Origin of the sequence: Chitinophaga sp. (assembly GCF_039596455.1) — a bacterium.
Taxonomy (GTDB): domain Bacteria; phylum Bacteroidota; class Bacteroidia; order Chitinophagales; family Chitinophagaceae; genus Chitinophaga.
In genome coordinates, this window is the sequence record NZ_JBCNJR010000009.1 from 154,256 (window position 1) to 179,802 (window position 25,547).

The window sequence follows — 25,547 nt, forward strand, 5'->3', positions numbered from 1 at the left end:
ATCCGGACAATGAGCGTATCCGCCAGCGCTCATTTCCGGATTTGACTATTATCCGCGCCTGGCGCAGCTTCATTTTTTGCTAGTTTGCCGGCAAAAAAAGATGAAGCCATGCTTGTTCGTTCTTACGTTCCTGTTAGTTTCCCGTTCCACTTATTCCCAGCAAACCACTTATTCCCGGCAGGCATTGATCAATGACCTGGATTACCTGGAGCAGGCCCTGAAAGAAACCCACCCCGGCCTCTACCGTTACCAGACCGCCGCCCAGTTTGACAGTGCGCTGGCCGCTACGCGCGCGGCCGTAACAGACAGCATGAGCCACCGGGCATTTTATGCCTTGCTGACCCGGCTGGTGGCAGGCATACGTTGTGCCCACACGGTAGCAGAGCCGCGCCGCAACTGGCTGGACACCCTGCATACCGCGGGTTTCTTCTTCCCTTTCCAGATCTATTTTCTGGAAGGGGGGCCCTATCTTGTCATGAACCGCACCACCAGTACCGCCGTTGCTACAGACAGCCGCCTGCTCACCATCAATGGCCGCCCCGTGAAAGACATTGTGCAGGAAATGTTCCGCCATATATCGGCAGACGGCTATAATGAAACCCTCAAATACCGGCAGATATTCGATTACATGTTCTCCTTTTATTACAATGCCCTGATAGCGCAAACAGACACCTTCCACATCACCTACGCAGACCGCAAGGGGCAGGAGCATAGCGCTACCGTAAACGCTGTTACCGTGGCGGAGGCCAGGCGCAACGGCCAGCAAAACCCGCTCAACAAGCCCCTTTTCCAGGGCGCCCGCAGGGAGTTCAAGGCCACCAAAGGATTGCGGCGGTATATTTCCGTTAACCGCAAAACCGGCGTAGCCACCCTGGTGCTGAAAGACTACTTCGGAGGTAAAACCGCTGAAGAAGCTGACGCCAAACTGCGGGCGTTTATGGACGATTGTATGCAGAAAATAGCGGGAGCCAAGGTAACGCACCTGGTGGTAGACCTCCGCCAGAACGCCGGCGGTTATGACTCCCAGGGCTTTGAGCTGCTGGGTTATTTTATTGACAAGCCCGTGCGTTATTATGAAAGCCTGCACATGATCACCAACAATTCTCCCTTCCTCCGTTATTCCAGCATTCCGCAGGAGCAGATAAAAAACGAAGCCCCCAGGCTGCAGCGGCAGCCAGACGGCACTTATCCGCTCAATGAGGGCCTTATGCGCACGCTGGGCTATGTACAGCCCAGGCCGAACGCGTTCAGGGGCAAAGTGTATTTCCTGGCAGACGGCGGCACAGGCTCTGCCGCCGCCGAGTTCACCGCCGTGGCCCACAGCCTTGGGCTGGGCACGTTTGTAGGGGAAGAAACCGGCGGCAACTACACCGGCGGCAATGGCGCCGAGTTTATTGGCCTGGAATTGCCTGCTACCAAAATGCGGGTGAATATTCCGTTGATGTATTACCGCAATGCTGTGAAAGAGCCGGCGGAGAAGGGCAGGGGCACCATGCCGCATTACGCCGTGTCTTATACGGTACACGACCTGGTGACCGTAAAAGATACGCAGCTGGAGTTTGTGTACCGGTTGATTGCGGAGGAAAAGAAAAAGTAGCGCTTTTACCTGTTTGCCTTTTCCCGGAAATTGCTGATGCGGTGGAAGGTGAGGTAATTGGCGTCATGATTATTGTGCGCCTGTCCGTCCTTTTCGTCAAACGCCGTGCGGCAGGCCACTATCATGTCTTCCCCTTCAAACAGCCAGTCTACGTACTGGAAACCGTGGCGCAATACATCCGGATGCTGCAGTATCACGGCATGCTCCTGCCACTGCTGCAGGTCTTTGGAGCTCATGAGCACCAGCGTATTGCGGAAACCGGCAGGGTTCCTTTTCGGGTATTGTTGCCGGAAGGTGTCAGGGATAGCGTTGGCCAGCGTCCAGTACCGGCCTGATTGCTGATCAAAACGTATCACGAACTTTTTGCTGCCGCCGGGGAAGGAGATAAAGCCGGTGGCAGGGTCAAAGCTGGCTTTTTTGCCGTCTGCGCTGATCTTCACAATGGCCGCTTTTTCATCAAGAGATGTTTTGTCGTCTACCCGGAGCATGTCTACCATACCGCCGTCTGGCGCAGGTACCGCGTTGCCTTCCAGCCAGCCGGTGAAGCGGCCGTTGAGGTAGCTGGAATCATAAAGGAGGGAGTTGCTCACCGTCCAGCTGCCGGCGTTCAGCAGGTTTGCGTCTACCGGGGCAGACATCACCATGGCGCCGTAGCGTTTCCCCCATTCCAGGATGGGGCCGTGGGCCGTTTCCATGGCGCGCCAGAGGCGGCCGTTGTGCACTACTACCGGCATGGGCGCGCAGTGATACTGCCCCGCCAGCAGCAGGCCGTTCTCTTTGGTGGTGGGCTGTGTCCATGTTTTGCCGCCGTTCACGGAGCGGCGTATTAGCACCGTACCGTGATGCCTGTCTGGCCCCAGGAGGTACAAGGTATCTTTATGCGTAAAGAGGCTGGACCAGAAGGCGCCCCTGATCTCCGACACTTGTTTCCAGGTTTTCCCCTTGTTTTTGGAGCGGTACACCCGCGTAACGGCCTGCACAAATTCGGAGCTGTTGGGGCCGAAGAGATCGTGGGAGGCTACGTAATCTCCATTCGGAAGAATAGCAATGCTTGGCGAGCCTATATAGGTTTTGGTGGCGGCGGGAACGTGGGTGATGATGGCGCCGGGAGGCCGCACGTCCTGCGCATGGGCGGTAACGAGGATGGCAATGACCAGGGCGATGGATAGTAAGTGTTGCTTCATCTGGTGGTGTGATTTGAGCGGGACAAAGAACAATGATAATAATAAAATTGGAGGGATGAAAGGGAGGAATTTTGTGGGAATTGCGGATAATTTACTAGATTTGACCACTTTTTTGACTCTGTAGCTCAGTTGGTAGAGCAGCTGACTCTTAATCAGCGGGCCTAGGGTTCGAGTCCCTACAGGGTCACGGTTTGGGATAAGTCCTTTTCTAGACTTGTCCCATTTTTTTTACCCGTTTCAGTTTGATTGGGATCACCGTACCGTATAATCCCTCACATCCACCTCCGACACCCTGAAATACCCATAAGCAAAGTTTGCAAAATGCGTCTGGTTGATGATATTCCCTCTCACCTGACCAGGCGTTGTTTGAAACGGGCCGCCACCAGCCCCGGATGCGGTCAATAATTTCCTGAAATAATCATAATATCTCCTGGAAATCCCATACAGCCTGATATTTATCATATCTCCGGGCTTCAGGTCTTTGTCGGAAAAATATTCCTGCATCAGGTTGCCCTGGCTGTTCCCGTCATCTTCGGCTTTATAGTCCGGGAATGTTGACACGGGAGATACGATGCGGTGCAGATAGTAATTTTCCTCATTGCCGTTATCCTGGTAGTAGTAGGAGATTTCCACTTCATCACCGCCAAATCCGCCGGCATTGTTCTGTTCAATATTATTTTCAATGTCCGGCGCAGCAATACAAGTTTCAGTGGCAGTATAGGTTTCGCCGTGTAAAACTACTTTTAATGTATAGGTTTCCCCGATAACCGGGTGGAAGTTTGAGCAGATATATTCTCCCGTACCGGCATTTTCTACAAAGCTGAAAACAGTATTCTCTGAATTTGTTACCACTATATCCGCTCCTGAAACTGCCGGGAATACCGGGTTGTAATACCCGGTTGTAGTGGAGAGTTTGATCTTCTGCTCATTGCCTGCGGTACCCTTTATCCAGTCAATAGATGCGTCAATTACCAGTTTGGGTTCCGCTGTTTCCAGGTCTACTTCCACTACTTTGGTGCAGGCCAGCGGAAATAAGCAGCAGGAAATAACCAGGTATCTAAGTATATTTTTCATGTTGTCAGGATTAAAATCTGAAATTGTAGGTCACACCGGGGATGATACCGAAAATAGATATCCGTTTGGCTTCGCTCAGCCCTGTTTCCCTGTTTTGCTCAAACATGAGAGATGCGGCGTTGCTTCTGTTGTAAACATTGTAGATGCTGAACACCCATTCGCCTTTCCACCGCTTTTTGCTGTCTGGCTTGGGCGTGTAGGTGGCTGATAAATCCAGGTGATGATAAGCCGGCAGCGAATTGATATTCCGCTCCCCGTAATTGGCCACGGTAATTCCCTGGTACTGATATTTGCCGATGGGATAGGTGGCGGCTTTCCCGGTCTGGTAGGTGAAAATGCCGCCAAAACTCCATTTCCTGGAGAGCTGATAAGCGGCTGTAAGTGACAGGTTGTGCGTTTTGTCGTAATTGGCACGGTACCAGTCGCCCCTGTTAATGCCGGGTTCTTCCGCGTTTCTGCCCGGCGTGCGCTGCTCTGCCCTGGAAAGTGTGTAAGAAAGCCAGCCTGTCAGCTTTCCGGTGTTTTTCTTCAGCATCAGCTCCAGCCCGTAAGCCCTTGCCTCCCCATTGAGCAGAACCTGTTCTATGGCTCTGTGGGCAATCAGTTCGGCGCCGTCAATGTAGTCTGCCTTGTTTTGGGTCTTCTTGTAAAAAGCTTCAGCTTCCAGAGAATATTTTCCGTTGCTGAAATTTCTGAAATAGCCCAAGGCCACCTGGTCGAGAATTTCGGGCTTCAGGTACTGGTCGCTCGGCGCCCAGATATCTAGTGGCGAAACGGAGGCCGTGTTGGAAATTAAATGGATATACTGGCTCATCCGGTTATAACTTGCCTTGATGGATTGGTGGTCATTCAGGGCATAAGATACCGCCAAACGGGGTTCCGGATTCCCAAAATCAATGATCTTCCTGTTTTTATCGTAATGTGTTGTGCTTACAGGCCTTGCTTCTTCATAGATTTGCAGCTCAGGGTTAAAAAGTACTGCCTGATCACCGGCATAATTATTTACATGCTGTTCCCCCAACCGTAGAAAACTGCTATACCGCAAGCCATAATTCAATGATATTTGATCCGTGAGCTGATGATCTGCGCTGATATATAATGCATTTTCCCAGGCATATTTTTTTTCGATCTGGCCGGCGTTGACAGGCGATGCAGCATCCATCGGTTTGATGGTGCCCGGATTGAATTGGTAATAGATGGAATTGACGCCGTAATTCAATACCAGCTTGTCAGACAGATGGTGGCTGAAATTGTATTTCAGATTATAATTACGGATGTCAGAAACCCAGTCAATGCCAACATATTTTATCTTCAGGCCGTAATTGTACTTGCTGTAAATGACCGATGCATTGGAAAATAATTTATCGGAAAAAACATGGTTCCAGCGAAGGTTAAAGAACGAGTTTGAATAATTATTGCGGAAAAAATTGCTGAAATCCATGTTATCCTTGCCGAAATATCCTGAAAGGAAGATCCGGTTGTTGTCATTGATCTTGTAATTCAGTTTGGCATTCAGATCATAAAAAGAAACAGCGTTGGGGTTGTCTGCCAGTTTCAGGAACAAATGACCGTAAGAAGCACGGCCTGCCACCACGAAAGACCCTTTATCCTTTACAATAGGCCCTTCTGCCAATAACCGGCTGGAAACCGCTCCAATTCCGCCCGTGAGGTGATATTCCTTGTTGTTCCCTTCTTTTTGATAAATGTCCAGCACGGAGGAAGTGCGGCCGCCGAAACTGGCAGGTATCCCGCCTTTATACAATTTCAGGTCTTTGATCACGTCAGCGTTAAAAACGGAGAGAAAGCCGAACAGGTGCGAAGTATTGTAAACCACAGCTTCATCCAGCAGTATCAAATTACCGTCTACCGGGCCGCCCCTGACGTTAAAGCCCGTTGCCCCTTCCTGTGCATTGGAAACCCCTGGTAGCTGCAGAATGGCTTTCAGGATATCAACCTCGCCCATCACTGCCGGCATCTTTTTGACGGTGGCAATAGATAGCTTATTCACGCTCATTTCCGGTTTCCGGATGTTGCTGGCCGAGTTATTGTATTTTACCACTACTTCATCCAGCGTTTTGCTTTTTTCAAGCATGGAAAAGTCTTTCCTGGTGTTTCCCGTCAGCATGATATGTTCCTCGATGTTCTCAAATCCTACATGGCTGATCACAATGGTATATTCTCCCCTGGGGAGGGTGATAGAATAAAAGCCATAAGCATTGGTAACTGTTGAAACTTTTGCTGCAGGAATAAAAATGCTTGCACCGCTGATGGTTTCCGTGTTCGTTTTTATGGTGATTGTTCCGCTCAATGTAACTTTCTCCTGTGAGTAGGCCCTGAATGAAGTGGTTATAAGCAGCAGCGCATAAATGATCTTGTATCTCATGTTTTAAAAGTCGATTTAACAATTTCAACCTGGATACAAAGAAAAATCCTTTCTATAACCGCCTTTTTCTAATTATACCAAATGTGGTATCTTTTATAGCAAAGTATAGCGGGGCGCTACAAAATATGCTTTCGTATAAAAAGGATGCGTTTTCGTATAAAACCAGGTCAGGACAGGGGGTTAAGTATTAAATTTGTATACATAATTTTATAAATGAGTGAATTTACCCGTCAGCAGCTTGCTAGCGAAAACATGCTTTTCCGCTTTCTGATCTCACCTGACCGGAGGATATTCCGGCACCTGCTGCTCATCGTTTTTATAGGTGCTGTGCTGTACAACAGCGCCTCTGTTATTGACAGCCCGGTATTGGTATTTGTGTATTTCATTATACTGTTTTATGTAAATATGTATGTGCTGGTGCCGAGGTTTTTGTTCAGGAACAGGAATATTGCTTACTGCTTGTCCGTGATCGGCATTCTTGTTATAGTAGCTGTTTGTGGTTATTTTCTCAATCCTTTTAATAAAGAGAATGGGCTGAACATTCCGCTTTTTTCCTTCCTTACCGCGCTGCTTTTAGCGGCTTCTTCCTCAATAAAGCTGTTCCAGAAGGGAATGATGGACAAACAATTGATCTACGAGCTGGAACGGTCAAAAACTTATGCGGAACTGGAGCAATTGAAAAACCAGATCAACCCGCATTTTTTGTTCAATACGCTAAACAATGCCAATGTGCTAACGAAGAAAGACCCTGAAAAGGCCTCCCAGGTTTTAATGAAGCTGAGCGATCTGCTGCGCTACCAGCTTTATGACAGCGCAAGGGAGAAGGTGTTGCTGACCTCGGACATTCATTTCCTGGAAGATTTTTTAAATTTGGAAAAGGTGAGGCGGGACAGCTTCGATTTCCTGATCTCAAAAGAAGGGGATTTGAGCGGTGTGCAGATTCCTCCTTTGCTATTCATTTCGTTTGTGGAAAATGCCGTGAAGCATAACAATGATGCAACAAGATCGTCTTACGTAAACCTGTATTTTAATGTCAGGAACAATGAGCTTTTCTTTACATGCATCAATTCCAAACCAGTGCTTAAGTCTGTTAATAATGCAGGCGGATTGGGGTTGGCAAATGTTAAACGGAGACTGGAGCTTTTGTTCCCGGCTGCACATAGTCTGAATATTGAAGATGACCCCGAAAGGTATTGCGTAACCTTAACCATAAAGCTATGAACTGTATTATTGTAGATGATGAGCCACTGGCAAGGGAAGCCATTGAAATGCTGGTTGACCAGACTGACAATTTGAATTTGACCGGGTCGTTCAACAGCCCCGAAGCAGCCAAAAGTTTCATGGAAAGCAATGCAGTTGAGTTGATCTTTCTTGACATACAAATGCCCGGCGTTAACGGAATTGAATTTGCCCGTACCATTCCGAAAGAAACATTCGTGATTTTCACCACCGCCTATTCTGAATTTGCTACCGACAGTTATGAAGTGGATGCCATTGACTACCTGATAAAACCCGTAAAGCTGGAGCGTTTTCAAAAGGCTGTTGAAAAAGCCCACACCTACTCCAGGCTATTGAAGGCGGGTTATGCCAATAATAATATTGAACAGGTAGCAGACGATTTTTTCTTTGTAAAGGCAGACCGGAGAATTTTCAAGATCAGTTTCAACAACATACTGTTTATTCAGGGGTTAAAGGATTATGTGGTGATGCACTGCGAAAATCAGAAAGTTATTACGGCAATGAATATCAAGACCATCTATGATCAATTGCCCAAAGACATGTTTGTAAGAGTAAGCAAATCTTATGTCATCAACGTTAAACATATAGATTCTGTGGATAATAACACGGTGTATATGGGTACGAACGAGATCCCTGTCGGAAGTATTTACAGGGATTTTTTCTTCGATGAATTTGTGACAAAAAAGATCGTGGGCAGGTAATTTACTTTCCGGCGCAGGTTATTTGACGCCGGGTACCAGCTCAACCCTGTTCAATGTATAACTGAATTCTTCATCCCCAACCCTGAATTGTTTATTGTCATCCAGCACAAAAAGAACATTTTCACTGCCCTTGTACAAATACAGGCGGGTTTTCGGGGCGTCGAAATCCAGCGCATATACCTCTGCCTCCGGGTCTGCGCCAAGCCCCTTAACGATTGACCATTTGCCCTTCAGGTACTGCCGGCGGTAGGTGTTCCCGTCTTGTTGCACCTCTTCGCCACCGCCAACGATATATAGCGTAAAGGTGGCCGGTTGCCGGTAAAACACAAGTTCACATTTCAACTTCGGGCAATCAGCCGGTACCGGCAGTTGCAGCTGTCTGGCTATGGCAGGGCAGGGTGGCCGCCCCTGGAAAACACCCAGAACGGAGGGGCCTTTCGGTATGGGCCGGAATGTGATGGCCTGTGAAAGCCTGTTGTCAGCCGCGGCTGTTTGCGCTTCTGAAAGATGCACAAACAAGAGGCAGCAAGCTATGGTGAGGACCGTTTTCATGATGGTTTATTTATTTTCAGTTCTGTTCAGGGTATAGCTCCATGCGGCGCTGCCTGTCATCAATTGGAGGTCGGCGTCCAGCAGGTGAAGCAGGTCGTTGCCGAGCTTTAAGAATGAGATGGCGCGGTTCGTTTTGCTGTCGTGGAGCTGGTAAATTACTGCATGAGGTTTTGATGCCGTGCCTTTCAGCACCGTCCATTTTCCTTCCAGCTCAATTGTTGTTCCCCCACGGGCAAGCCCGGTAGTTCCTTGCCTGGGTAAACCATACCAGCAATGGAGCTGGTAGGTGGCAGGGGTTTTCTTTTCCTTGTGCTGGTAAAGGACAAGCTTCCACTTCATCAGCTCGCAATCTGCATTGGCGGGAATGCCTGGCAGCGGTTTGGTGCCCTGGCTGCAGGGCGTGCTGGCAACAAAGGTTCCCAGAACGGATAAATTTTCCCGGCTATCGTGCTGTGAACGTGCGCATGCTGCTGTACATAACAATAAAGCAGCTATCAAAACAGGTCTGGACTGTTTCATATACGGCAATTTCCCCAAAGCTACGATCTGCCGGGCAGGGGAGAGGGATCTTTACACTTAATGCTGCATAATCTTGACAAACGGCAATATTACTCCGGTACCGCCTGTGGCGCAGTAGTAGGCCCTTCCACCACCAGCTTCCCGTTCTTCAATATCTTCATCCGGTCAATAAAGACCACGCGTTTATCGCCGGTTGCGGATGTGCGGGCATGATATACGCAAAGCATCTCTTTCCCGTCTGGCGACCAGGTGATGCTGTTATGCCCGGTGCCGGTCACTACGCCGCCTTTCTCCACGTTTTTCTGCAGCACGGGGTTGTTGGTTGCCTTGGTAAACGGTCCCAGCGGGCTTTTGGAAGTGGCGTACCCAACTGCGTAGTTCTTGCCGCCGAAATAGTTGGCGGAGTACATCATATAGTAGGTATCGCCTTTTTTGAAGGCAACGGAGCCTTCCGTCCACCGGCGGTTTACTTCTTTGGAGGTAACGGAACGGCTTTCCCATTCCGCCTGTTTATCGTTCATTTTTACAGGCGGACGCAACAGCATCACAGGTTCGCCAATTACGCCGCTGAAATCGGGTTTCAGCTCCACGCCGTATACCCAGCTTTCCTCTATGGTGTCATACCATCCCTGTTGCCGGGCCCAGGTGGCTACTTCGCTTTCTACCGCGTGTTTGTAGCAGCAGCGGGAGTAATAGAGATAAATTCTGCCGTCTTTATCAAAGAGTACGTTGGCATCAATAATAGGATAGCCGGGGTCAAAAACCGGCTTGTTGTGGAGGTCTATGAACGGGCCGGTGGGGCGGTCTGCCACCGCCACCCCTATGCGGAAGTTTTCCAGTTCCTTGGTGGGGTTCTCTTTCCATTGCGCACTGTAGAACATGTAGAATTTGCCTTTGTATTCATATACTTCAGGCGCCCAGTAGGCCCCGTTCCAGGCAGCGGTAGAATCACTCCAGCCGTTCTGGTTGCCGGCGTAATATACCTGGCCTTCTTTTTTCCAGTTCACCAGGTCAGGAGAGGAGTAGGCGGCAAACCCGTTTTTGGCGCCGCCCGTGCCGTACATGTAATATTTATCGCCTTTTACCTGCAACACGTACGGGTCGCCAAAGGCAACCGGTAACGGGTTTTGATAGGTGCGGCCGGCCTGGGCCTGTAATTCAGTGGTATTGAGGGCCAGTGTTAACAGGAAGAGACCCGTTGCGGCCTTTATGGTTCGTTTCATTATCCGGTATTTGTTTCTCTGCAGCCAAATATAACCGTAAGAAGTTACATATTATAATTTGGCGGGGAGGAAAGCAGGGGCCTACCTGTACCGGTGATGGTCTTCCCGCATAGCCGCCTTCCACCGGGCAAACTGTTCCTTCAGCCTGGCCGCTACGGCCGGTTCTTTCTCAAGAAGGTTCTCCCTTTCACCGGGGTCTTTTTCAAGGTTGTACAGGGCCAGTTCGTTATTATGCGCGCCCAGCAGTATCTGGCTGGTGATGGGGCGGTCTGCGGGATTATAGTCGAATGTGTGCACCAGTTTCCAGGGCCCGTCTATCACGGCGTAGTGTTTGTCAAACTGGAAGCAGAGGGGCGCCGCGGCCGCTGCGGAGGGGCGGTTTGCCTTTACCGGCTGGAGGATGCTCACGCCGTCAAACTGTGTGGTGTTATTGATGCCTGCCGCTTCCAGCGCAGTGGGCACAATGTCAAGCGCAGACACCCGGTGGCTGTATACCTTGCCTTCCGGCAGCTTACCCGGCCAGGCCATCATGAAGGGCACGCGTATGCCGCCTTCATGCATGGTATACTTGGAGCCGCATAGAGGAAGGTTATTGGCGCCGCTTAAAGGCTCGCCGCCATTGTCCGAAACAAAAATGATGAGGGTGTTCTCCAGCAGGTTGCGGGCATTGAGCGCATCCAGCAAACGGCCGATGTTATCATCCAAACAATTCAGGTTGGCCAGGTAATAGCGGCGCATTTCATCGTCCGTGATCTTGTTCACCTGCGTATAGTCCCAGTAGTACTGGGCGTATTTGCCGTAAGCCGTATCATAATCGGGAATTTTGCGAACGCCCCATTTGTTGAGGTACTTCTGCGGTACCTCGTGTATCAGGTGGTGTACGGCGTTGTAGGAGAGGTCAAGGAAGAAGGGCTGGCCGTTCTCTTGCTCGTTGATGAAGCGGATGGCTTCGTCTGTGAACAGGTCTGTAGTATAGGTATTGCGGAAACTTTCTTTGGTGGTGTCCCGGAACAATCGCCCCAGCGCTTCACTCGGGCCGTAGGGATCTGGCGTGGCCTTTTCAATATCCTCGTCCAGCAGAAAATAATCGTGCGCATGGGCGCTGAAGCCCAGGAAGTGATCGTAACCATGGCGGGTAGGGAACTCCCGTGCGTTGGCGGTATGATAGTGCTTGCCGTAGTCGCTTTTGCCGATCTTTTGCGTGGTGTACCCGGCGCTTTTCAGCATTTCCGCAAGGGTGCGCACATTGCCCGGCAAGCCGGGGCTCCAGTACATGGCGGAATCCCAGCGCTGCTGGTATTTGCCGGTATAGATGGCGGCGCGGGATGGGCTGCAAACAGGAGCGGAAGCGTAGCCGTTGGTGAACAGCACGCCGCTTTTGGCAATGCGGTCCATGTTGGGGGTGGTGCAATCTTTTGAAACGTGAGAGTAGGCGCTGAGGTCGGCGTAACCCTGGTCATCAGTTACTATCAGGATTACATTGGGTTTCTTTTCCGGCGTGGTACAGGCGGCGAAGAGCGTCAATACAAAACATGCGGCGAAGGCGTTTTTCATACGTAGCGTTTGGTTGCTACAATATTACTTTTACAGGGTTTTATTTTAATGGAAATTTTTATGGCATACATGGATAATATTACGCCTTATTCCAACACCCGGCGGAGATAATTCACCTGGCCCAGATGGTAGTTCAAATGAAGCGCCAGCTGCGTCAGTACATAGGCAACAGAACGTTGGGCGCCATCAAACTCCCGCGGGTACGCAGCTTCGAGCTGTTCCGGAGAAAGGCTGCCTACCGTTTTGCCGACCAGTTGCGCCAGCGCTTCCAGCCGGGTTATCAATACTTCCCGTTTCACGCCCTTTGTGGTAAATTCCGCATCACGGTCACGGATATACCCCGTTCCGGCCAGCGTTGCGCCTATCAGGAAATTGGTACCGCCAAGGATGTGCAGCACAAGGTTACCGCAGGAGTTCTTCACTGTTCCGGCGGTTTTCCAGAGATTTTCCTCATGTTTGAACAGCCTGACCTCTTCGATCAGTTTCTGGAGGTCTCTTTCGTAGAAGCCGGATAAGATGGTACTCAACATGGTGTGTGGATTTAACTAGTTCCCCCCTTTTTAAGAAGGATTAACAATCTTGCCAACCGATAGTAACTATCAATACCCCGTCAACGCTTTCATATCAATCTCCAGTGCATCTGCCAGCTTCACCAGGGTGGTCAGCGTAGGATTAGTTTCCCCGGCCTCTAATCTTCCCACAGAACTATGTGATATATCAGCCTTGTAGGCGAACTCACGAGTACTGAGTTTCTTTGCAATTCGCAACTTTTGCAGGCGTTTGCCAAAGTCAATAAGAAATTTGTTTTCTGTAATTGCCATATCAGGAAGGAAATTCCAACGATTTAATAAAATAATTGTACCCAAGTATGGGTACAATTTGGTATTTCATGTATATTGCATCAGTATGGCAACACCCGCAGTGCAGGCTTGTACGCGAGCCAGCAATTCCATTGTACATTAATCAATTCCAACCACAATGCAACACCAAACATCCAGAACCTGTTACCAGCTTCCGCAAGCTATCTCTGTCCTCAATCTCCTCAGCGACGCCGTTTACGCCCGCATCTGTATGGAATGCGGCTGGGACGATGAAACCTACAACTTCTATTTAACACACAGCCATCGCATCCCGCAGGAAGATCTTCAGAAAATCAATCGCATCATCACTTCTCAAACCCGTCGTCTGGCTAAAAAGCCGCCGCTGATAATAACTGCCAGGAGAAGCTGAACTAGCATCACTCCGCCCGCAAGCTCTTCACCGGGTTCACCAGCGCCGCCCTGATAGCCTGAAAACTCACTGTGCTCAGTGCAATCAGCAAAGATAGTACGCCCGCTGCCACAAATACCCACCAGCTGATGTCTATCCGGTAGTCATACTGTGCCAGCCATTCATGCATCAGCCACAGGGCCAGCGGGGAGGCAATGCTGCAGGCCAGCAGCACCAGCAGCACAAATTCTTTAGACAGCAGCATCCAGAGGTTGGCCACAGAGGCGCCCATTACTTTGCGGATGCCTATTTCCTTGGTGCGGCGCTCTGCCATAAAAGCGGCGAGTCCAAACAGGCCCAGGCAGGATATAAAAATGGCCAGCGCGGCAAACACGGCGGCCAGTTTACCGGCCTGGTTTTCGGTAGTGAATTTTTTGGCAAACTCCTCATCTACAAAACTGTACTCGAACGGGTAGGCCGGGTTGTGCCTTTCAATAACGGGCTGAATGGCGCCCAGCGCCTTGCGCAGGTCTGCCTGCGGTTTGAGGCGCACCAGCATAATAAAAGCGTTGGAAGGCTGAAAGAGGAGCACCCCGGGATAAACGGGCCTGAACGGGTCTCTGTTGATCACGTCTTCAATTACGCCTACCACGGTAAGCGGTTTATCATTCAGCTTCACCACCTTGCCGATGGGGTCTTTCAACCCGGTCACCTTCAGCGCAGCCCGGTTGAGTATGATGGCGGAGGTATCTGTGGCATAAGCGCTTGAAAAAGGCCTTCCCTGCAGGAACTTCACGCCCGTGGCCTGTTCGTAATCAACATCCGTCATCACCACATCAAACACTACATCGTCTTTCACGTTAGGAGCGGCGCCTTCCCAGGTAAAGCCGCTCCAGTTGTTGTAAGACTGTGTCATGGGGCTGGATGCACGCGCCACGGAAGCTACCAGCCCGGTGTTCAGCAGCTCCTGCCTGGCCGCCTTGAAATTTTTCTGCAGGTCGTTGCTCATGTCTATGGTGATCAGGTTATTGGGGTCGTACCCTACAGACCTGTTTTTGGCGTGCTGTATCTGCTGGAATACAATGATGGTGCAAACCACCAGCGCTATTGATACCACAAACTGTGACACCACCAGCACCTTCCGGAATGTGATGGCGCCCCTGCCTTGCTGCAGCTTTCCTTTCAGGGCTTTCAGGGGCATGAAGGAAGACAGGTAAAAAGCAGGGTAGCTGCCTGCTATCACGCCGGTGAACAGGCAAACCAGCAATACGCTGCCCAGCAGGGAAACGTCTTTGAAATCAAAACGGATATGTTCAAAACCGAGGTCTTTCAGCAACGGCAATATCATTTGTATCAGCAGCAGGGAGAAAAGGAAAGCGATGAAGGCGGTAAGCATAGACTCGCTGAGGAACTGCAGCACCAGCTCTCCGCGCCGGGAGCCTACCGTTTTACGGATGCCCACTTCCTTGGCGCGTTTTTCGGAACGCGCGGTGGCCAGGTTCATGAAGTTGATGCAGGCAATGAGCAGCACAAATATGCCGATGATGCCGAACAGCCGGATGTATTTGATGCGGCCGCCCGTGTTTTTCCAGTTCTTGTATTCTTCGTACAGGTGCACTTCTTTAAAAGGCTGCAGGAACAGGTGCTGGTTTTTCAGGGTGTTGTCTTTCTGCATGATGAGCGGGTCTATCATCTTCGATACGGCTTCCATAGAAGCGCCTTCCCTGATTTCCACCACGTTGGCCAGGAAGTTGTTGCCCCATTGCGTTTTGGCATTTTTGATAAAGTCAAAGTTCTGCACCTTGAACTCGAAAGGCGCCAGGAACTCGAAAGTGATAGAGGAATTGACAGGCACGTCTTTCACCACGCCGGTTACCATTACATGGTACTGATTATCTACTTTCAGGGTTTTGCCCACCGGGCTGCTTTCTCCAAACAGGGCTTTGGAGAGAGATTCCGTGAGCACCACGGAATTGGGCTCATTCAGCGCGGTCTCTATATTTCCTTCCACCATGGGAAAGGTGAACATTTGCAGAAAATCAGGGTCAACATAGAGCCCTGCTTTGGACAGCTTTTTATCTCCCGCCACCAGGCTGTGATTATTGCCCCAGTCCATCCGTGATGCACGTTTGATGGCGGGGTAATTGCTTTTCAGCTCGTCGTACAAGGGGAGGGGAATGCCTACCTGGGTCTTTTTTTCATTGTTGGAGAAAGTATGTTTCCGGATCAGGCCAATACGGTCCCCGTTCACATGAAAGGTGTCAAAGCTGGTCTCATACCTGATCCACAGCCCGATGATGATGGCAAACGCCATCCCTATGCCAAGGCCCAGGATGTTGATGGCGGAAAGGCCCTTGTTTTGCCGGAGATTGCGCCAGGCAATCTTGAGGTGGTTTCTAAGCATGGGAAAACGGCCGCCAAAAGAATGCCATCTGCATAAATATTGCGAATGAGGATTAAATACATGGTGTTTATTTGTATGTGTTCGGTTTTGGAACAGGGCGCGTCCGGATGCGGGAATTAGGTTATTTTAGGGCCTAACCTATACCACATGAGACTTTTTTTCCTCTTCGCGCCGCTATGCTTTTCACTGCAGTTACATGCCCAGTTTGCATTGGTTGAAGACAAAGACGGCCATGTGAACGTGCGTGACAAACCTTCGCTCTCAGCTGCCATAACAGACCGTGTGCCCGCCGGCGGTATTGTTTTCTGCATGGAAACGGAAGGGGAGTGGTATTATGTGGATTACGGCACCGGCAAACAACCCGGCTCCGGATATATTCACCGTTCCCGCCTGAAAATGGTGCAGGGTTTTCCGGAAGTGCCCGTGCATAAAACGGCGGGAGACAGCCTGGTGTTCCAGCATGATTCGCTGCGCCTCGTGCTGCGGAAAGGCCCTTTCAGGCAGGAGAGCCGCCGCCTGCAGTATAGCCGGAACGAAGGGTTTGAATTTGTGACCCATATCGACGGCCGCGACTTCTGGGGTACAGACGGCGGCGTACCCCGCGAAGAGTACAGCGCCTTCCGGCCGTCCTGGAAAGGCCGCCCCGTAAACATGCCAGATAGTGCGTTCAACGACGTGTTTGAGCCCAATTTTTATCATACGCAGCTGCGGTACGACGGTGCAGGCGGCAGATGGTTCCTGGAAGCCTTCAACTCGGATGGCGCCGGCGGTTATGTAGTGCTGTGGATGTTTGAGCGCAACATGTATAAAGGAAGGCAGCTGTTTTACGGGTTCTGATAGTTCGCGCGTACCCCAAAATTATTAGTCTACTAGTTTGGTAGATTAATAACTTGTATCTATATTTGACTTCTGAAAGAGATGGGCCATTATCTGACATCGAACGATCCGTACGCATGCTTCTCTGCCAACCAACAGTACCAGTGCGGCTTACCCGCAGGGGAGGTGTTATTCATCACTGCCAAATACATAAAAACATGAAAACATAAAAAAAGGGAAACACCTCACGGTATTCCCCCTGGTTAATGTATGAAACAGGCTATCAATTGGCGTTGTCACCTGCTTCAATTTTCTCAATCAACCATTGTAAAAGTATGCAAAATTTCCAAAAAGCAGTTCGCCTGTTCACGGCGGAGGCTTTCACGCGTGCGCGGTTTCACGGTTGGGCCGTTGCGCTGCTGTTCTCACTTCTCCCGGCCCTTTTACGGGCGCAAACCAAACCATTGATCAATTCTACCCTTACCGGCAAAGTAGTGGACGCCACTACCAAAGAACCACTGCCGGGGGTAGTGGTACACATCAAAGGGACTACCCATACGGTACAGACAGATGACTACGGCAAGTTCGATTTTGTAACTGGCCAGAAATTTCCTTACACCTTGCAGCTGAGCCTGCTGGGTTATGAAAAGCTGGAGCTGGATGTGAGCTCCAGCCCGGTTACATTGGCGCTCAGGGAAGTGGCCAGTGAGCTGAACACCGTAGTGGTAGTAGGCTATGGCACGCAAAGCAAAAAGAACCTGCTGGGCGCTGTATCTGCTGTCAAGGCAGACGAGATCCGCAATAAGCCGGTAGCCAGCTTTGACCAGCAGCTGCAGGGCAAAGCGGCCGGCGTGCAGGTATCTGCAGGCACCGGAGTGCCGGGAGACGGGCTTTTCTTCCGCATCCGCGGCTCCACTTCCATCAACGCTTCCAATGATCCGCTGTATGTGGTAGACGGGGTGTTCATCAATAACTCCTCCCTGCAAAAGATCACCACGCAGGGCCAGGCCAACAACCCGCTGGCAGATATCAACCCGGCGGATATAGAAAGCATCTCCATTCTGAAAGATGCCGAAGCAACGGCCATCTACGGCGCGCGCGGCGCCAACGGCGTTATTCTCATCACTACCAAACGCGGCGCGTTCAACAGTCGCCCCAAGGTTGGTTTTTCCGTATACGGCGGTGCAGCCTGGGCGCCGGAGCTGTGGGAACTGCTCACCGGCCCCGAACATGCCACCATTATCAATGAGGCATGGGCCAATGACGGCAAGCCTTTTGCCACAAGACCGTTCCGCCCGGTGTCTGAAGGCGGGCGCGGTACGCCGGAAGAACAGCCCACGTATGACCGGCTGCACGATATTTTCCGTACAGGCTACCTGCAGAACTACGATGTGTCTGTCAGCGGCGGGAACGACAAAACTCGCTACTATATTGGCGGCGGTTACAACTCCCAGCAAGCCACGCTGAAAACGAACGATTTTCAGCGCGCCAGCTTCAAGGTGAACCTGGACCAGCGCATCAACGATGTAGTGCGCATCGGTACCAGCAACTCACTGGCCAGAACGCGGCGCACCAATGCAAGGGTGGGAGACGGGCCGCAGGGCGGCATTCTGCAGGCAGCGCTGCATACGCCCACCTATCTGCCCAAGTTCAACCCTGACGGCTCCTACGGCAAATGGGCGGGCTTTGATAACCTGGATGTGCTCATCAACAATACAGACATGCACTCCACCAGCCTCCGCTACATCGGCAATATTTACGGTGAGGCAGACCTCCTGAAAACCCTGAAATTCCGTTCCAGCTTCAGCATAGACTATAACAACTACGAAGAGTTCGAGTACTGGAACCGCCTTACCAACCGCGGCTCCGCCAACGGAGGCCTGGGCACCTCTTCTATCAGCACTTACCTGATATGGTCTGCAGAGCAAACGCTCACTTTTGCGAAACAGTTTGACCGCAACCATTATTTCTCCGCGCTGGCCGGTAATTCCGTACAAGGTGCGGTAGACCAGCAAACGCAAACACAGGGCACCAATTTTCCGAATGACGATTACCGGTACATAGCATCAGCGGCCACCACTACCGGCACTTCTAACCGCTCCCGTTACAACCTGCTTTCTTTCTTTTCCCGGCTGGGTTACAACTACAAAGGCCGCTACTTTGCGGAAGTGAACTTCCGTGCAGACGCTTCGTCCAAATTCGGGGAAAATAACCAGTGGGGGTATTTCCCGTCCGCCGGCGTGGCCTGGCGCATAAAAGAAGAAAACTTCCTGAAAGGCTCGTCCCTGTTCAGCGATCTGAAGATCAAGGCCAGCGCCGGGCTCACCGGTAACCAGAACGGTATTGGCAACTATGCGGCGCGCGGTTTATGGGGAGCGGGCCAAAACTACCTGGAGAACCCCGGCACCGCGCCGGTGCAGCTGGCCAACCCTGATCTGAAATGGGAAACTACCCGCCAGCTGAACCTGGGTGTAGACGCGGGTTTCCTCAAAGACCGCTTGTCCTTTGAGCTGAACCTCTACAGCAAATACACTACAGACCTCTTGCTGAGCGTACCGCTGGCGCCCACTACCGGTTACGGTTCCATTATCCGCAACGAGGGGGAGATCAGCAACAAAGGCATAGAGCTGGGCATCAGCTCCCTGAACATAGACCAGGGCGGCTTCCGCTGGCAAACCGCCTTTAACATTGCCCGCAACGTGAACAGGATTGAGAAGCTGAACACGCCCATAGATGCATCTTACAACGCCATCCGCATGGTACAGGGCTACTCCCTGAACACTTATTTCGTGTACAAACAATTGTATGTAGACCCGCAAACGGGAGACGCGGTGTATGAAGATGTGAATAAAGACGGCAAGCTGACGGCCGCAGACCGTCAGGCAGTGGGCACGGCACTACCCGATTTTTTCGGCGGCCTGAACAACACGCTTTCCTATAAAGGCTTTGACCTGTCTTTCCTGTTCAGCTTCCAGTTCGGCAACCATGTGTACAACAACAACCGCTTCTTTCATGAATCCGGCGGCACGCGGGACGACCGCCGTGCCATCAACAAGAACCAGCTCAACCGCTGGCAGAAACCCGGAGATGTTACAGACGTGCCGCGCGTTACCACCACCGGCGTGAACTATACGCTCAGCCCCAGCAGCCGCTTCCTGGAAGATGGTTCCTTTGTACGGCTGAACACGCTTAACCTGGGTTACACGCTGCCGCCCGCCGCCCTCAAACGCCTGGGCATCGCCAGCCTGCGGGTGTACGTAGCCGGTTCCAACCTCTGGCTCTGGAAAAAATACAGCGGCCCTGACCCGGAGATCAACGTTACTGCCAACCCTTCCGTATTGGGGTATGACCTGGGCACGCCGCCTATTCCCCGCACCGTACAGGCCGGCTTTAACCTCACGCTTTAAAAGATCTGAACATGAAACGAATTGCATATTTACTTTTTATAACGCTTACCGCCGCTTCCTGCAAGAAGTTCCTGGACGTGCAGCCTGACCTGCAGATAGACGAGTCCCGCGCGCTCAACAATGCGGGTTCTGCGGAAACGGCGCTGAACGGATTGTACAACCGTTTGGGAGATAACGGGTATTACGGCTCCAACTTCCAGGCGCTGTCTTACCTCTCCGGCGGTGATATCAAATGGACCGGTTCCCAGGCCGCCCCGCAGGAAGTAACGCTCCACAAACTGTCTGCTGACAACGGTTATGTGGGGGATGCCTGGAATGCCATTTACACCACTATTCTGCAGGCCAACCTGCTTGTTGGCAAAGTGCCGGGCATTACAGACCCGGTGTTGACCGAAGCGCGCAAAAAGACCATTGTGGGGGAGGCGCTGTTCATCAGGGCGCTGGCTTATTTTGACCTGGCCCGCGGCTGGGGTGGCGTGCCGCTTATTCTTTTACCCACCGAAGTGGCGTCAGACAACGAAAACGTAGCCCGCAGCACGGAGGCGGAAACCTACGCCCAGGTGCTTAAAGACCTGGATGCCGCTGAAGGCCTGCTGGCAGAAACCGTGAACCGCAACAAGGTGACCAGGAAAACGGTATGGGCGCTGAAAGCGCGGTTCCATCTCTACCGGCAGAACTGGGAACAGGCAGATGCCTACGCTACGCTGCTGATCAAAGACGTTGCCAATTATTCATTGCAAAAGCCCTACAGCAGCTTCTTTGCCAATAATGCCGCCAACACGCCGGAGTCTATCCTGGAGCTTGCCTACAGCAATTCTTTCAAGAACAACCACAGCAACTGGTGGCTGCCGCCCGCTTCCGGCGGCAGAAGGGAATGGTCTCCGGCAGACCACCTGGTAACGCTGCTGAACACCCCGGCCACCGGCGGCACACGCAGCGCTGCCATCAAACAAACGTCTGCGGGACTGTGGTATGGCAATGTGTATTACCGCAGCCCTGTGGGTATTGACCCCAGCTACGTGCTGCGCATAGCGGAACAATACCTGATACGGGCGGAAGCCAGGGCGCACCAGCACCGTACAGATGCTGCGCTGGAAGACCTGGACGCCGTGCGCAGCCGGGCCGGGCTGGCGCCCTCCGGTGCTACCAGCGAAGAAGATATTCTGCGTGCCATCAGCGAAGAACGCCGGCTGGAATTTGCCTTTGAATCAGACCGCTGGTACGACCTGCGCAGAACAGGGCGCATCACCGAAGCCACCGGGGTTGCCGACCCTGACCGTTTCCTGTTCCCGATACCTACCAAAGAACTGCAAACCAATACAGCCATTATCCAGAACGAAGGATATTAAAAATCAATGCCATGAAGAACATCTTTTTTATTGCATGCATGCTGTCTGCCCTGGTGGCGCAGGCGCAAAGCAAGGTAGGGCCGGATAAGGGCTCGCTTGTGATCGTAGGCGGAGGTGAAATAGGCCCGGAAATATGGGCGGAGTTCGTAAAGCTGGCGGGCGGCAGCAAGGCCCGCATCATCTATGTGCCTACTGCGCAGGAAGACAGCACTATTGCCCGCAGCCAGTTGCGCACCATCCGGAAGCTGCGGGACGCTGGCGCTGCGGATGTAACGGTATTGCACACACGAGACCCTAAAGTAGCCAATACCCCAGCTTTTACAGCGCCCATCCGGCAAGCTACCGGCGTGTGGTTTGAAGGCGGGCGGCAATGGCGCATTGCAGACGCTTTCCTGAACACGCTCACCCACCGGGAGTTTAATGCCCTGCTGGCGCGCGGCGGCGTAATAGGCGGCACCTCGGCGGGAGCCACCATCATCGGCTCCTTTTTGGTGAGGGGGGATACCAAAGGCAATACCATTTTGGTGGGAGACCATGTAGAAGGGCTGGGCTTTGTGCGCAATGTGGCCATAGATCAGCACCTGCTGAAACGCAACCGCCAGTTTGATCTGGTAGAGGTGGTACGTACGCGGCCTGAGCTGCTGGGCATCGGCATTGATGAAAGCACAGCGGTAATTGTGAGCAGGGACACGTTCAGGGTGGAAGGCCGGTCTTACGTGGCCATCTACGATCCTGCACGCCTCACCGCATCACCGGGCCCCTTCTTTTACCTGCAAGCCGGGCAGCGGTTCAACCTGGCTGAGCGGCAGGTGATACCTGTGCCCAAACCCGTTTCTTCCACCGCGTCCAATTAAACGTTCTGCTCATGGCACATACATGGAAATCATCAGAGAAAGCCGTGTTCAGGCTGGTGTTTCTCTTCTTCTTCCTGCAGGTGGTACCGCTTGACTGGAAATACTGGCGGCACGTGTTTGCCATTGACTGGAGCGCGCTGCATTTCGGAGATATCTTTTACATCAGCCGCTATACCCCGCAATGGCTGGAGAGTTACCGGCCGGGCAAATGGGGACTGTTCTCCTGGGAAGACTGGGGTATTAACGGCATCATAGCATTGGCGGGCGCCATCATATGGGGGCTGGCAGAAAAAGGCCAGCCTGATTACGGGCGGCTGCAATACCTGCTGCGGGCGCTGGTGCGCTACCGGCTGGCAGTGGCGCTGCTGGCCTATGGTTTCATCAAACTCTTCCCGATGCAGGCGCCATACCCGTCTTTGTCCCATTTAAACACGGCCTATGGAGATTTCTCCGCCTGGAAGCTGTTTGCGCTGAGCCTGGGCATAGTACCGGGCTACGAGTCTTTCCTGGGCGTGGTGGAAACGCTGGCGGGCCTGCTGCTGCTGTTCAGGAGAACGGCCACCCTGGGCGCGTCAATTGTGATCTTCTTCACGGGCAACGTGTTCATGAGCAACCTGGCTTATGAGGGCGGGGAAGTGGTGTACAGCTTTTACCTCGTTTCCCTGGCCCTGTTCGTAGTGGCCTATGACCTGCAGCGGATAATAAGCCTCATCATTCTCCGGCGGCCCGCGCAGCCCGCTATACACCGCCCCTTGTTTATTACAACCGGCTGGCGGTACGGCAAGTTGGTGGCAAAGGCACTGTTCATCTTCTTTTTTGTGGCCTTGTACGGCAGCCGGGTGTACACGGCCTATGCAAAGGGAGGCTATCATTACCCTGCCGCGCCCGGCCTGAAAGGTTGGGAAGGTATTTACAACGTAGCCGTGTTCAGGCTCAACGGGCAGGAGCTGCCTTACGCGCTGAACGACAGCATACGCTGGAAGAACGTGGTGTTCGAAAAATGGGCCACCCTCAGCATCGGCATCTCCCGTGAAAACGCGGCGACGGTTACCAATACCGAAGAGATCAGCGTACCGGATGGCGGGAGAACTTTTGAATCAGACGGCGTAAGCGGCAGGAGGTATTACGCCTACAAGGCAGATACGGCGCAGCGCGTAATTGTGCTGGCAGACAACAGCCGCCTTCGTTATGAAAGAAAAAGTGATTCATTGGTAGTGCTGGCCGGGCTGGTGCACGGCACAGATTCCATTTATGCGGAGCTGCAAAGAACAGATAAACGCTACCTGCTGCAAGAAGCCAAAAAAGGCAGGCGGAAACCGTTGAAACTTTGATAAAAACCATTCTTATGTCTAATATAGATATACCGGTACCGCAAAGCCGGCCGCTGAACGTGCAGCCGCCGGAACGCAGCGCCACGCAGCCGCCTGCTGTGTGGAAGGGGTACGAGAAATACCTGTTCAGGGTGGCGTTCATCTTTTTTGTGATCATGAGCATACCCACCGGCAGCGGCTGGTATGTGAATCTTTTTACGATAGACTGGACGGCGGTCCACTACCGTGATCTTTACGATATTGCCCGCTTTCAGCCCAACTTCCTGGGCGGCGGGGGAGAAGGCGGAGGGCCTTCCGCCCTTTACGGCTATGCGGACTGGCTGCTCATACTCGCCATAGCGCTGGCCGGTGGTGTGATCTGGAGCCTGTTTGACAGGAGGCGGCTCAACTACAACTTGCTCTATTACTGGCTGCAGGTGATCGTCCGTTACAGGGCGGCCATCGGTATTATCGGCTTCGCCTACACGAAGGTATTGCCTGTACAGATGCCGTACCCGTCTGAAGGGTTGCTGAACACGAATTTCGGAGATCTTACGTCGCAGAAGATCTACTGGCTCAGCATCAGCATTGTACCCTGGTACCAGGTGTTTGCCGGCATAGTGGAGCTGACGGCCGGCATTTTGCTGCTCTTCCGCAAAACCGCCACCCTGGGCGCTATTTTCCTGTTTGCCGCACTGGGAGACATTGTATACGTGAACCTGGCGTACGATGGCGGTGTACATGTATACAGCTCTTACTTTGTATTGTTTGCCGCCTTCCTGCTGGTGAAAGACGTACCCAAAATATATAACCTGCTGGTGCGGGAGCGCTATACGGCGCCGGTGAATTACGAGCTGCAATTCAGGCAGCCCTGGCTCCGGTGGGCGCGCATTGGGCTGAAAGCGGCCGTGATCTATATATTTCTCATACTCCTGGGCTGGGTGCAATGGGAGAATTTCCGGTACGATCCCTACAAGCAGCCCGCCGCCAAAGGCATTACGGCGTTGCGGGGGTACTACGAAGTAACGGAGTTCCGCCTCAACAACCAGCTATTGCCTTACCACCCGCTTGATTCACTGCGCTGGCAGCAGGTTACATTTGAAAAATGGACAACGCTCACCTTCAAAGTGAACCGCCCGCAGCGGCTGGACCTCTCCAACGGCGGCGGCTCTCCCATGCGTGATATTAACCGCACCTTTGAGCTGGCCGGTGTAGGCGGCGGGCAAAGAGTATTTTATTACGAAGCAGATACCGTTCATCATGTGCTGTACCTGCAAGACAAGAACCGCAGCGGTGTAGCGCGCAATGCCCCGCCGCAGCCGCAGTTCCTCACTGCCGACCAGGAATACCGCCAGATACATGAAAGCGCGCTCACCACACGCCGCCGGCGCGGCATTCCGCGGGAGAGGGCCCGGGATGGCGGCCGCCCCCGCATGACGCTGCATTACGAAACCAATGCAGACGGTTCGGAAGTAGTGCTGCGCGGTGTGGATGAACGGAACGATTCTGTTTATGTAGCCCTGAAGCGGTTGAATAAACAATATACCCTGAGCAAAAGCAGTCTGAATGCGGGCGAATATTAGAATGTTGGTGCCGGTGCTGCTGGCCGCCGCTTGCCGGCAGGCGCCGCAGAACACGCACCAGGCAGTACCATATGAGCAGATCAGCGTGCCGCCGGCAGACAATGGCCGCTGGCCGCAAAGGTTCGGCTGGGGCCGTGCGGCAACAGGGGAAGACATCCGCGCCAAAGATATTGACGTGCGGCCGGACGGGAAGGGGTTGCCCCCCGGCAGCGGTAATGTGGCCGGCGGCCGCGGCGTTTACGCGCAGAAATGCGCCGCCTGTCATGGTACAGATCATACAAGCGGGGCTTATGGCCGCCTGTTCCCGCATGCCGTACCTGATTCCTCCAAAGGGGAGAAGCTGATCGGGAATTACTGGCCGTATGCTACCACGCTGTACGATTATATTAACCGCGCCATGCCTTTTAACCAGCCCGGCTCTCTCAGCAGGGAAGAAGTATACAGCGTTACGGCCTACCTGTTGCACATGAACGGCCTTTGGGCGGAAAAAGCGGTGCTGGACCAATACAATCTTCCCGGCGTACAGATGCCTGCCAGGGAAAGGTTTGTGCCTGACAACAGGAGTGGAGGCCCGGAAATCAAATGAACA

21 protein-coding genes and 1 tRNA gene are annotated in these 25,547 nt (G+C 52.4%); 12 read left to right on the forward strand and 10 right to left on the reverse strand.

The features are described from left to right. Positions 1–100 precede the first annotated feature (100 nt). Positions 101–1,597 carry a S41 family peptidase gene (locus ABDW36_RS22705; RefSeq protein WP_343704224.1) on the forward strand — a complete coding sequence of 499 codons (1,497 nt, stop codon included), beginning with the start codon at positions 101–103 and terminating at the stop codon, positions 1,595–1,597. 5 nt (positions 1,598–1,602) lie between these two features. Here ABDW36_RS22705 and ABDW36_RS22710 read toward each other — a convergent pair whose 3' ends face one another. Next, positions 1,603–2,781, reverse strand: a complete 1,179-nt coding sequence (locus ABDW36_RS22710; protein ID WP_343704225.1) for a sialidase family protein — start codon at positions 2,779–2,781, stop codon at positions 1,603–1,605. Between the two features lie 114 nt (positions 2,782–2,895). Between ABDW36_RS22710 and ABDW36_RS22715 the strand changes: the two genes are divergently transcribed. Beyond that, positions 2,896–2,968 (forward strand) — tRNA-Lys (locus ABDW36_RS22715). 65 nt (positions 2,969–3,033) lie between these two features. On the opposite strand, the gene ABDW36_RS22720 is transcribed toward ABDW36_RS22715, so the two are convergent. Further along, positions 3,034–3,855 (reverse strand): DUF4249 domain-containing protein, encoded by an 822-nt coding sequence (locus ABDW36_RS22720; protein ID WP_343704226.1) that lies wholly within the window; start codon positions 3,853–3,855, stop codon positions 3,034–3,036. 10 nt (positions 3,856–3,865) lie between these two features. Next, positions 3,866–6,238, reverse strand: coding sequence for a TonB-dependent receptor (locus tag ABDW36_RS22725; RefSeq protein ID WP_343704227.1), 2,373 nt, complete (start codon positions 6,236–6,238; stop codon positions 3,866–3,868). A 465-nt stretch (positions 6,239–6,703) separates the two neighbouring features. On the opposite strand from ABDW36_RS22725, the gene ABDW36_RS22730 reads away from it, so the two are divergent. Beyond that, the gene (locus ABDW36_RS22730; RefSeq protein ID WP_343704228.1) at positions 6,704–7,459 is read left to right on the forward strand and encodes a histidine kinase; all 756 of its coding nucleotides are present in this window, start codon (positions 6,704–6,706) and stop codon (positions 7,457–7,459) included. Further along, entirely contained in the window at positions 7,456–8,178 is a 723-nt protein-coding gene (locus tag ABDW36_RS22735) for a LytTR family DNA-binding domain-containing protein (protein WP_343704229.1), read from the forward strand. Before ABDW36_RS22730 ends, ABDW36_RS22735 begins: the two co-directional genes overlap by 4 nt. An 18-nt stretch (positions 8,179–8,196) precedes the next feature. On the opposite strand, the gene ABDW36_RS22740 is transcribed toward ABDW36_RS22735, so the two are convergent. From ABDW36_RS22740 to ABDW36_RS22765, 6 genes are all read right to left on the reverse strand, one after another. Beyond that, positions 8,197–8,730: a hypothetical protein gene (locus tag ABDW36_RS22740; RefSeq protein ID WP_343704230.1), complete on the reverse strand. Its 534-nt coding sequence runs from the start codon at positions 8,728–8,730 to the stop codon at positions 8,197–8,199. Positions 8,731–8,736: 6 nt separating this feature from the next. After that, positions 8,737–9,249 (reverse strand): hypothetical protein, encoded by a 513-nt coding sequence (locus ABDW36_RS22745; RefSeq protein WP_343704231.1) that lies wholly within the window; start codon positions 9,247–9,249, stop codon positions 8,737–8,739. 89 nt (positions 9,250–9,338) lie between these two features. After that, positions 9,339–10,472: a glycoside hydrolase family 43 protein gene (locus ABDW36_RS22750; protein WP_343704232.1), complete on the reverse strand. Its 1,134-nt coding sequence runs from the start codon at positions 10,470–10,472 to the stop codon at positions 9,339–9,341. 81 nt (positions 10,473–10,553) lie between these two features. Then, positions 10,554–12,026, reverse strand: a complete 1,473-nt coding sequence (locus ABDW36_RS22755) for a sulfatase-like hydrolase/transferase (protein WP_343704233.1) — start codon at positions 12,024–12,026, stop codon at positions 10,554–10,556. Positions 12,027–12,112: 86 nt separating this feature from the next. After that, positions 12,113–12,556 carry a DUF1572 family protein gene (locus ABDW36_RS22760; RefSeq protein WP_343704234.1) on the reverse strand — a complete coding sequence of 148 codons (444 nt, stop codon included), beginning with the start codon at positions 12,554–12,556 and terminating at the stop codon, positions 12,113–12,115. Positions 12,557–12,625: 69 nt separating this feature from the next. After that, a complete protein-coding gene (locus ABDW36_RS22765; protein WP_343704235.1) occupies positions 12,626–12,892 on the reverse strand; it encodes a helix-turn-helix transcriptional regulator in 267 nt (88 codons plus the stop codon). Positions 12,893–13,004: 112 nt separating this feature from the next. On the opposite strand from ABDW36_RS22765, the gene ABDW36_RS22770 reads away from it, so the two are divergent. After that, positions 13,005–13,256 (forward strand): hypothetical protein, encoded by a 252-nt coding sequence (locus ABDW36_RS22770; protein ID WP_343704236.1) that lies wholly within the window; start codon positions 13,005–13,007, stop codon positions 13,254–13,256. Between the two features lie 7 nt (positions 13,257–13,263). Here ABDW36_RS22770 and ABDW36_RS22775 read toward each other — a convergent pair whose 3' ends face one another. After that, entirely contained in the window at positions 13,264–15,639 is a 2,376-nt protein-coding gene (locus ABDW36_RS22775) for an ABC transporter permease (protein WP_343704237.1), read from the reverse strand. Positions 15,640–15,786: 147 nt separating this feature from the next. On the opposite strand from ABDW36_RS22775, the gene ABDW36_RS22780 reads away from it, so the two are divergent. From ABDW36_RS22780 to ABDW36_RS22810, 7 genes are all read left to right on the forward strand, one after another. Beyond that, the gene (locus ABDW36_RS22780) at positions 15,787–16,476 is read left to right on the forward strand and encodes an SH3 domain-containing protein (RefSeq protein ID WP_343704238.1); all 690 of its coding nucleotides are present in this window, start codon (positions 15,787–15,789) and stop codon (positions 16,474–16,476) included. Positions 16,477–16,790: 314 nt separating this feature from the next. Then, on the forward strand, positions 16,791–19,862 hold the full coding sequence (locus ABDW36_RS22785; RefSeq protein WP_343704239.1) for a TonB-dependent receptor: 3,072 nt from the start codon (positions 16,791–16,793) through the stop codon (positions 19,860–19,862). Between the two features lie 11 nt (positions 19,863–19,873). After that, entirely contained in the window at positions 19,874–21,211 is a 1,338-nt protein-coding gene (locus tag ABDW36_RS22790) for a RagB/SusD family nutrient uptake outer membrane protein (protein WP_343704240.1), read from the forward strand. An 11-nt stretch (positions 21,212–21,222) separates the two neighbouring features. Further along, positions 21,223–22,065 (forward strand): cyanophycinase, encoded by an 843-nt coding sequence (locus ABDW36_RS22795; protein WP_343704241.1) that lies wholly within the window; start codon positions 21,223–21,225, stop codon positions 22,063–22,065. Positions 22,066–22,076: 11 nt separating this feature from the next. Next, on the forward strand, positions 22,077–23,396 hold the full coding sequence (locus tag ABDW36_RS22800) for a DoxX family protein (RefSeq protein WP_343704242.1): 1,320 nt from the start codon (positions 22,077–22,079) through the stop codon (positions 23,394–23,396). A gap of 14 nt (positions 23,397–23,410) precedes the next feature. Then, entirely contained in the window at positions 23,411–24,958 is a 1,548-nt protein-coding gene (locus ABDW36_RS22805; protein ID WP_343704243.1) for a hypothetical protein, read from the forward strand. Next, on the forward strand, positions 24,942–25,544 hold the full coding sequence (locus ABDW36_RS22810; protein ID WP_343704244.1) for a cytochrome c: 603 nt from the start codon (positions 24,942–24,944) through the stop codon (positions 25,542–25,544). The genes ABDW36_RS22805 and ABDW36_RS22810 overlap by 17 nt, the downstream gene beginning before the upstream one ends. Positions 25,545–25,547: the final 3 nt, after the last annotated feature.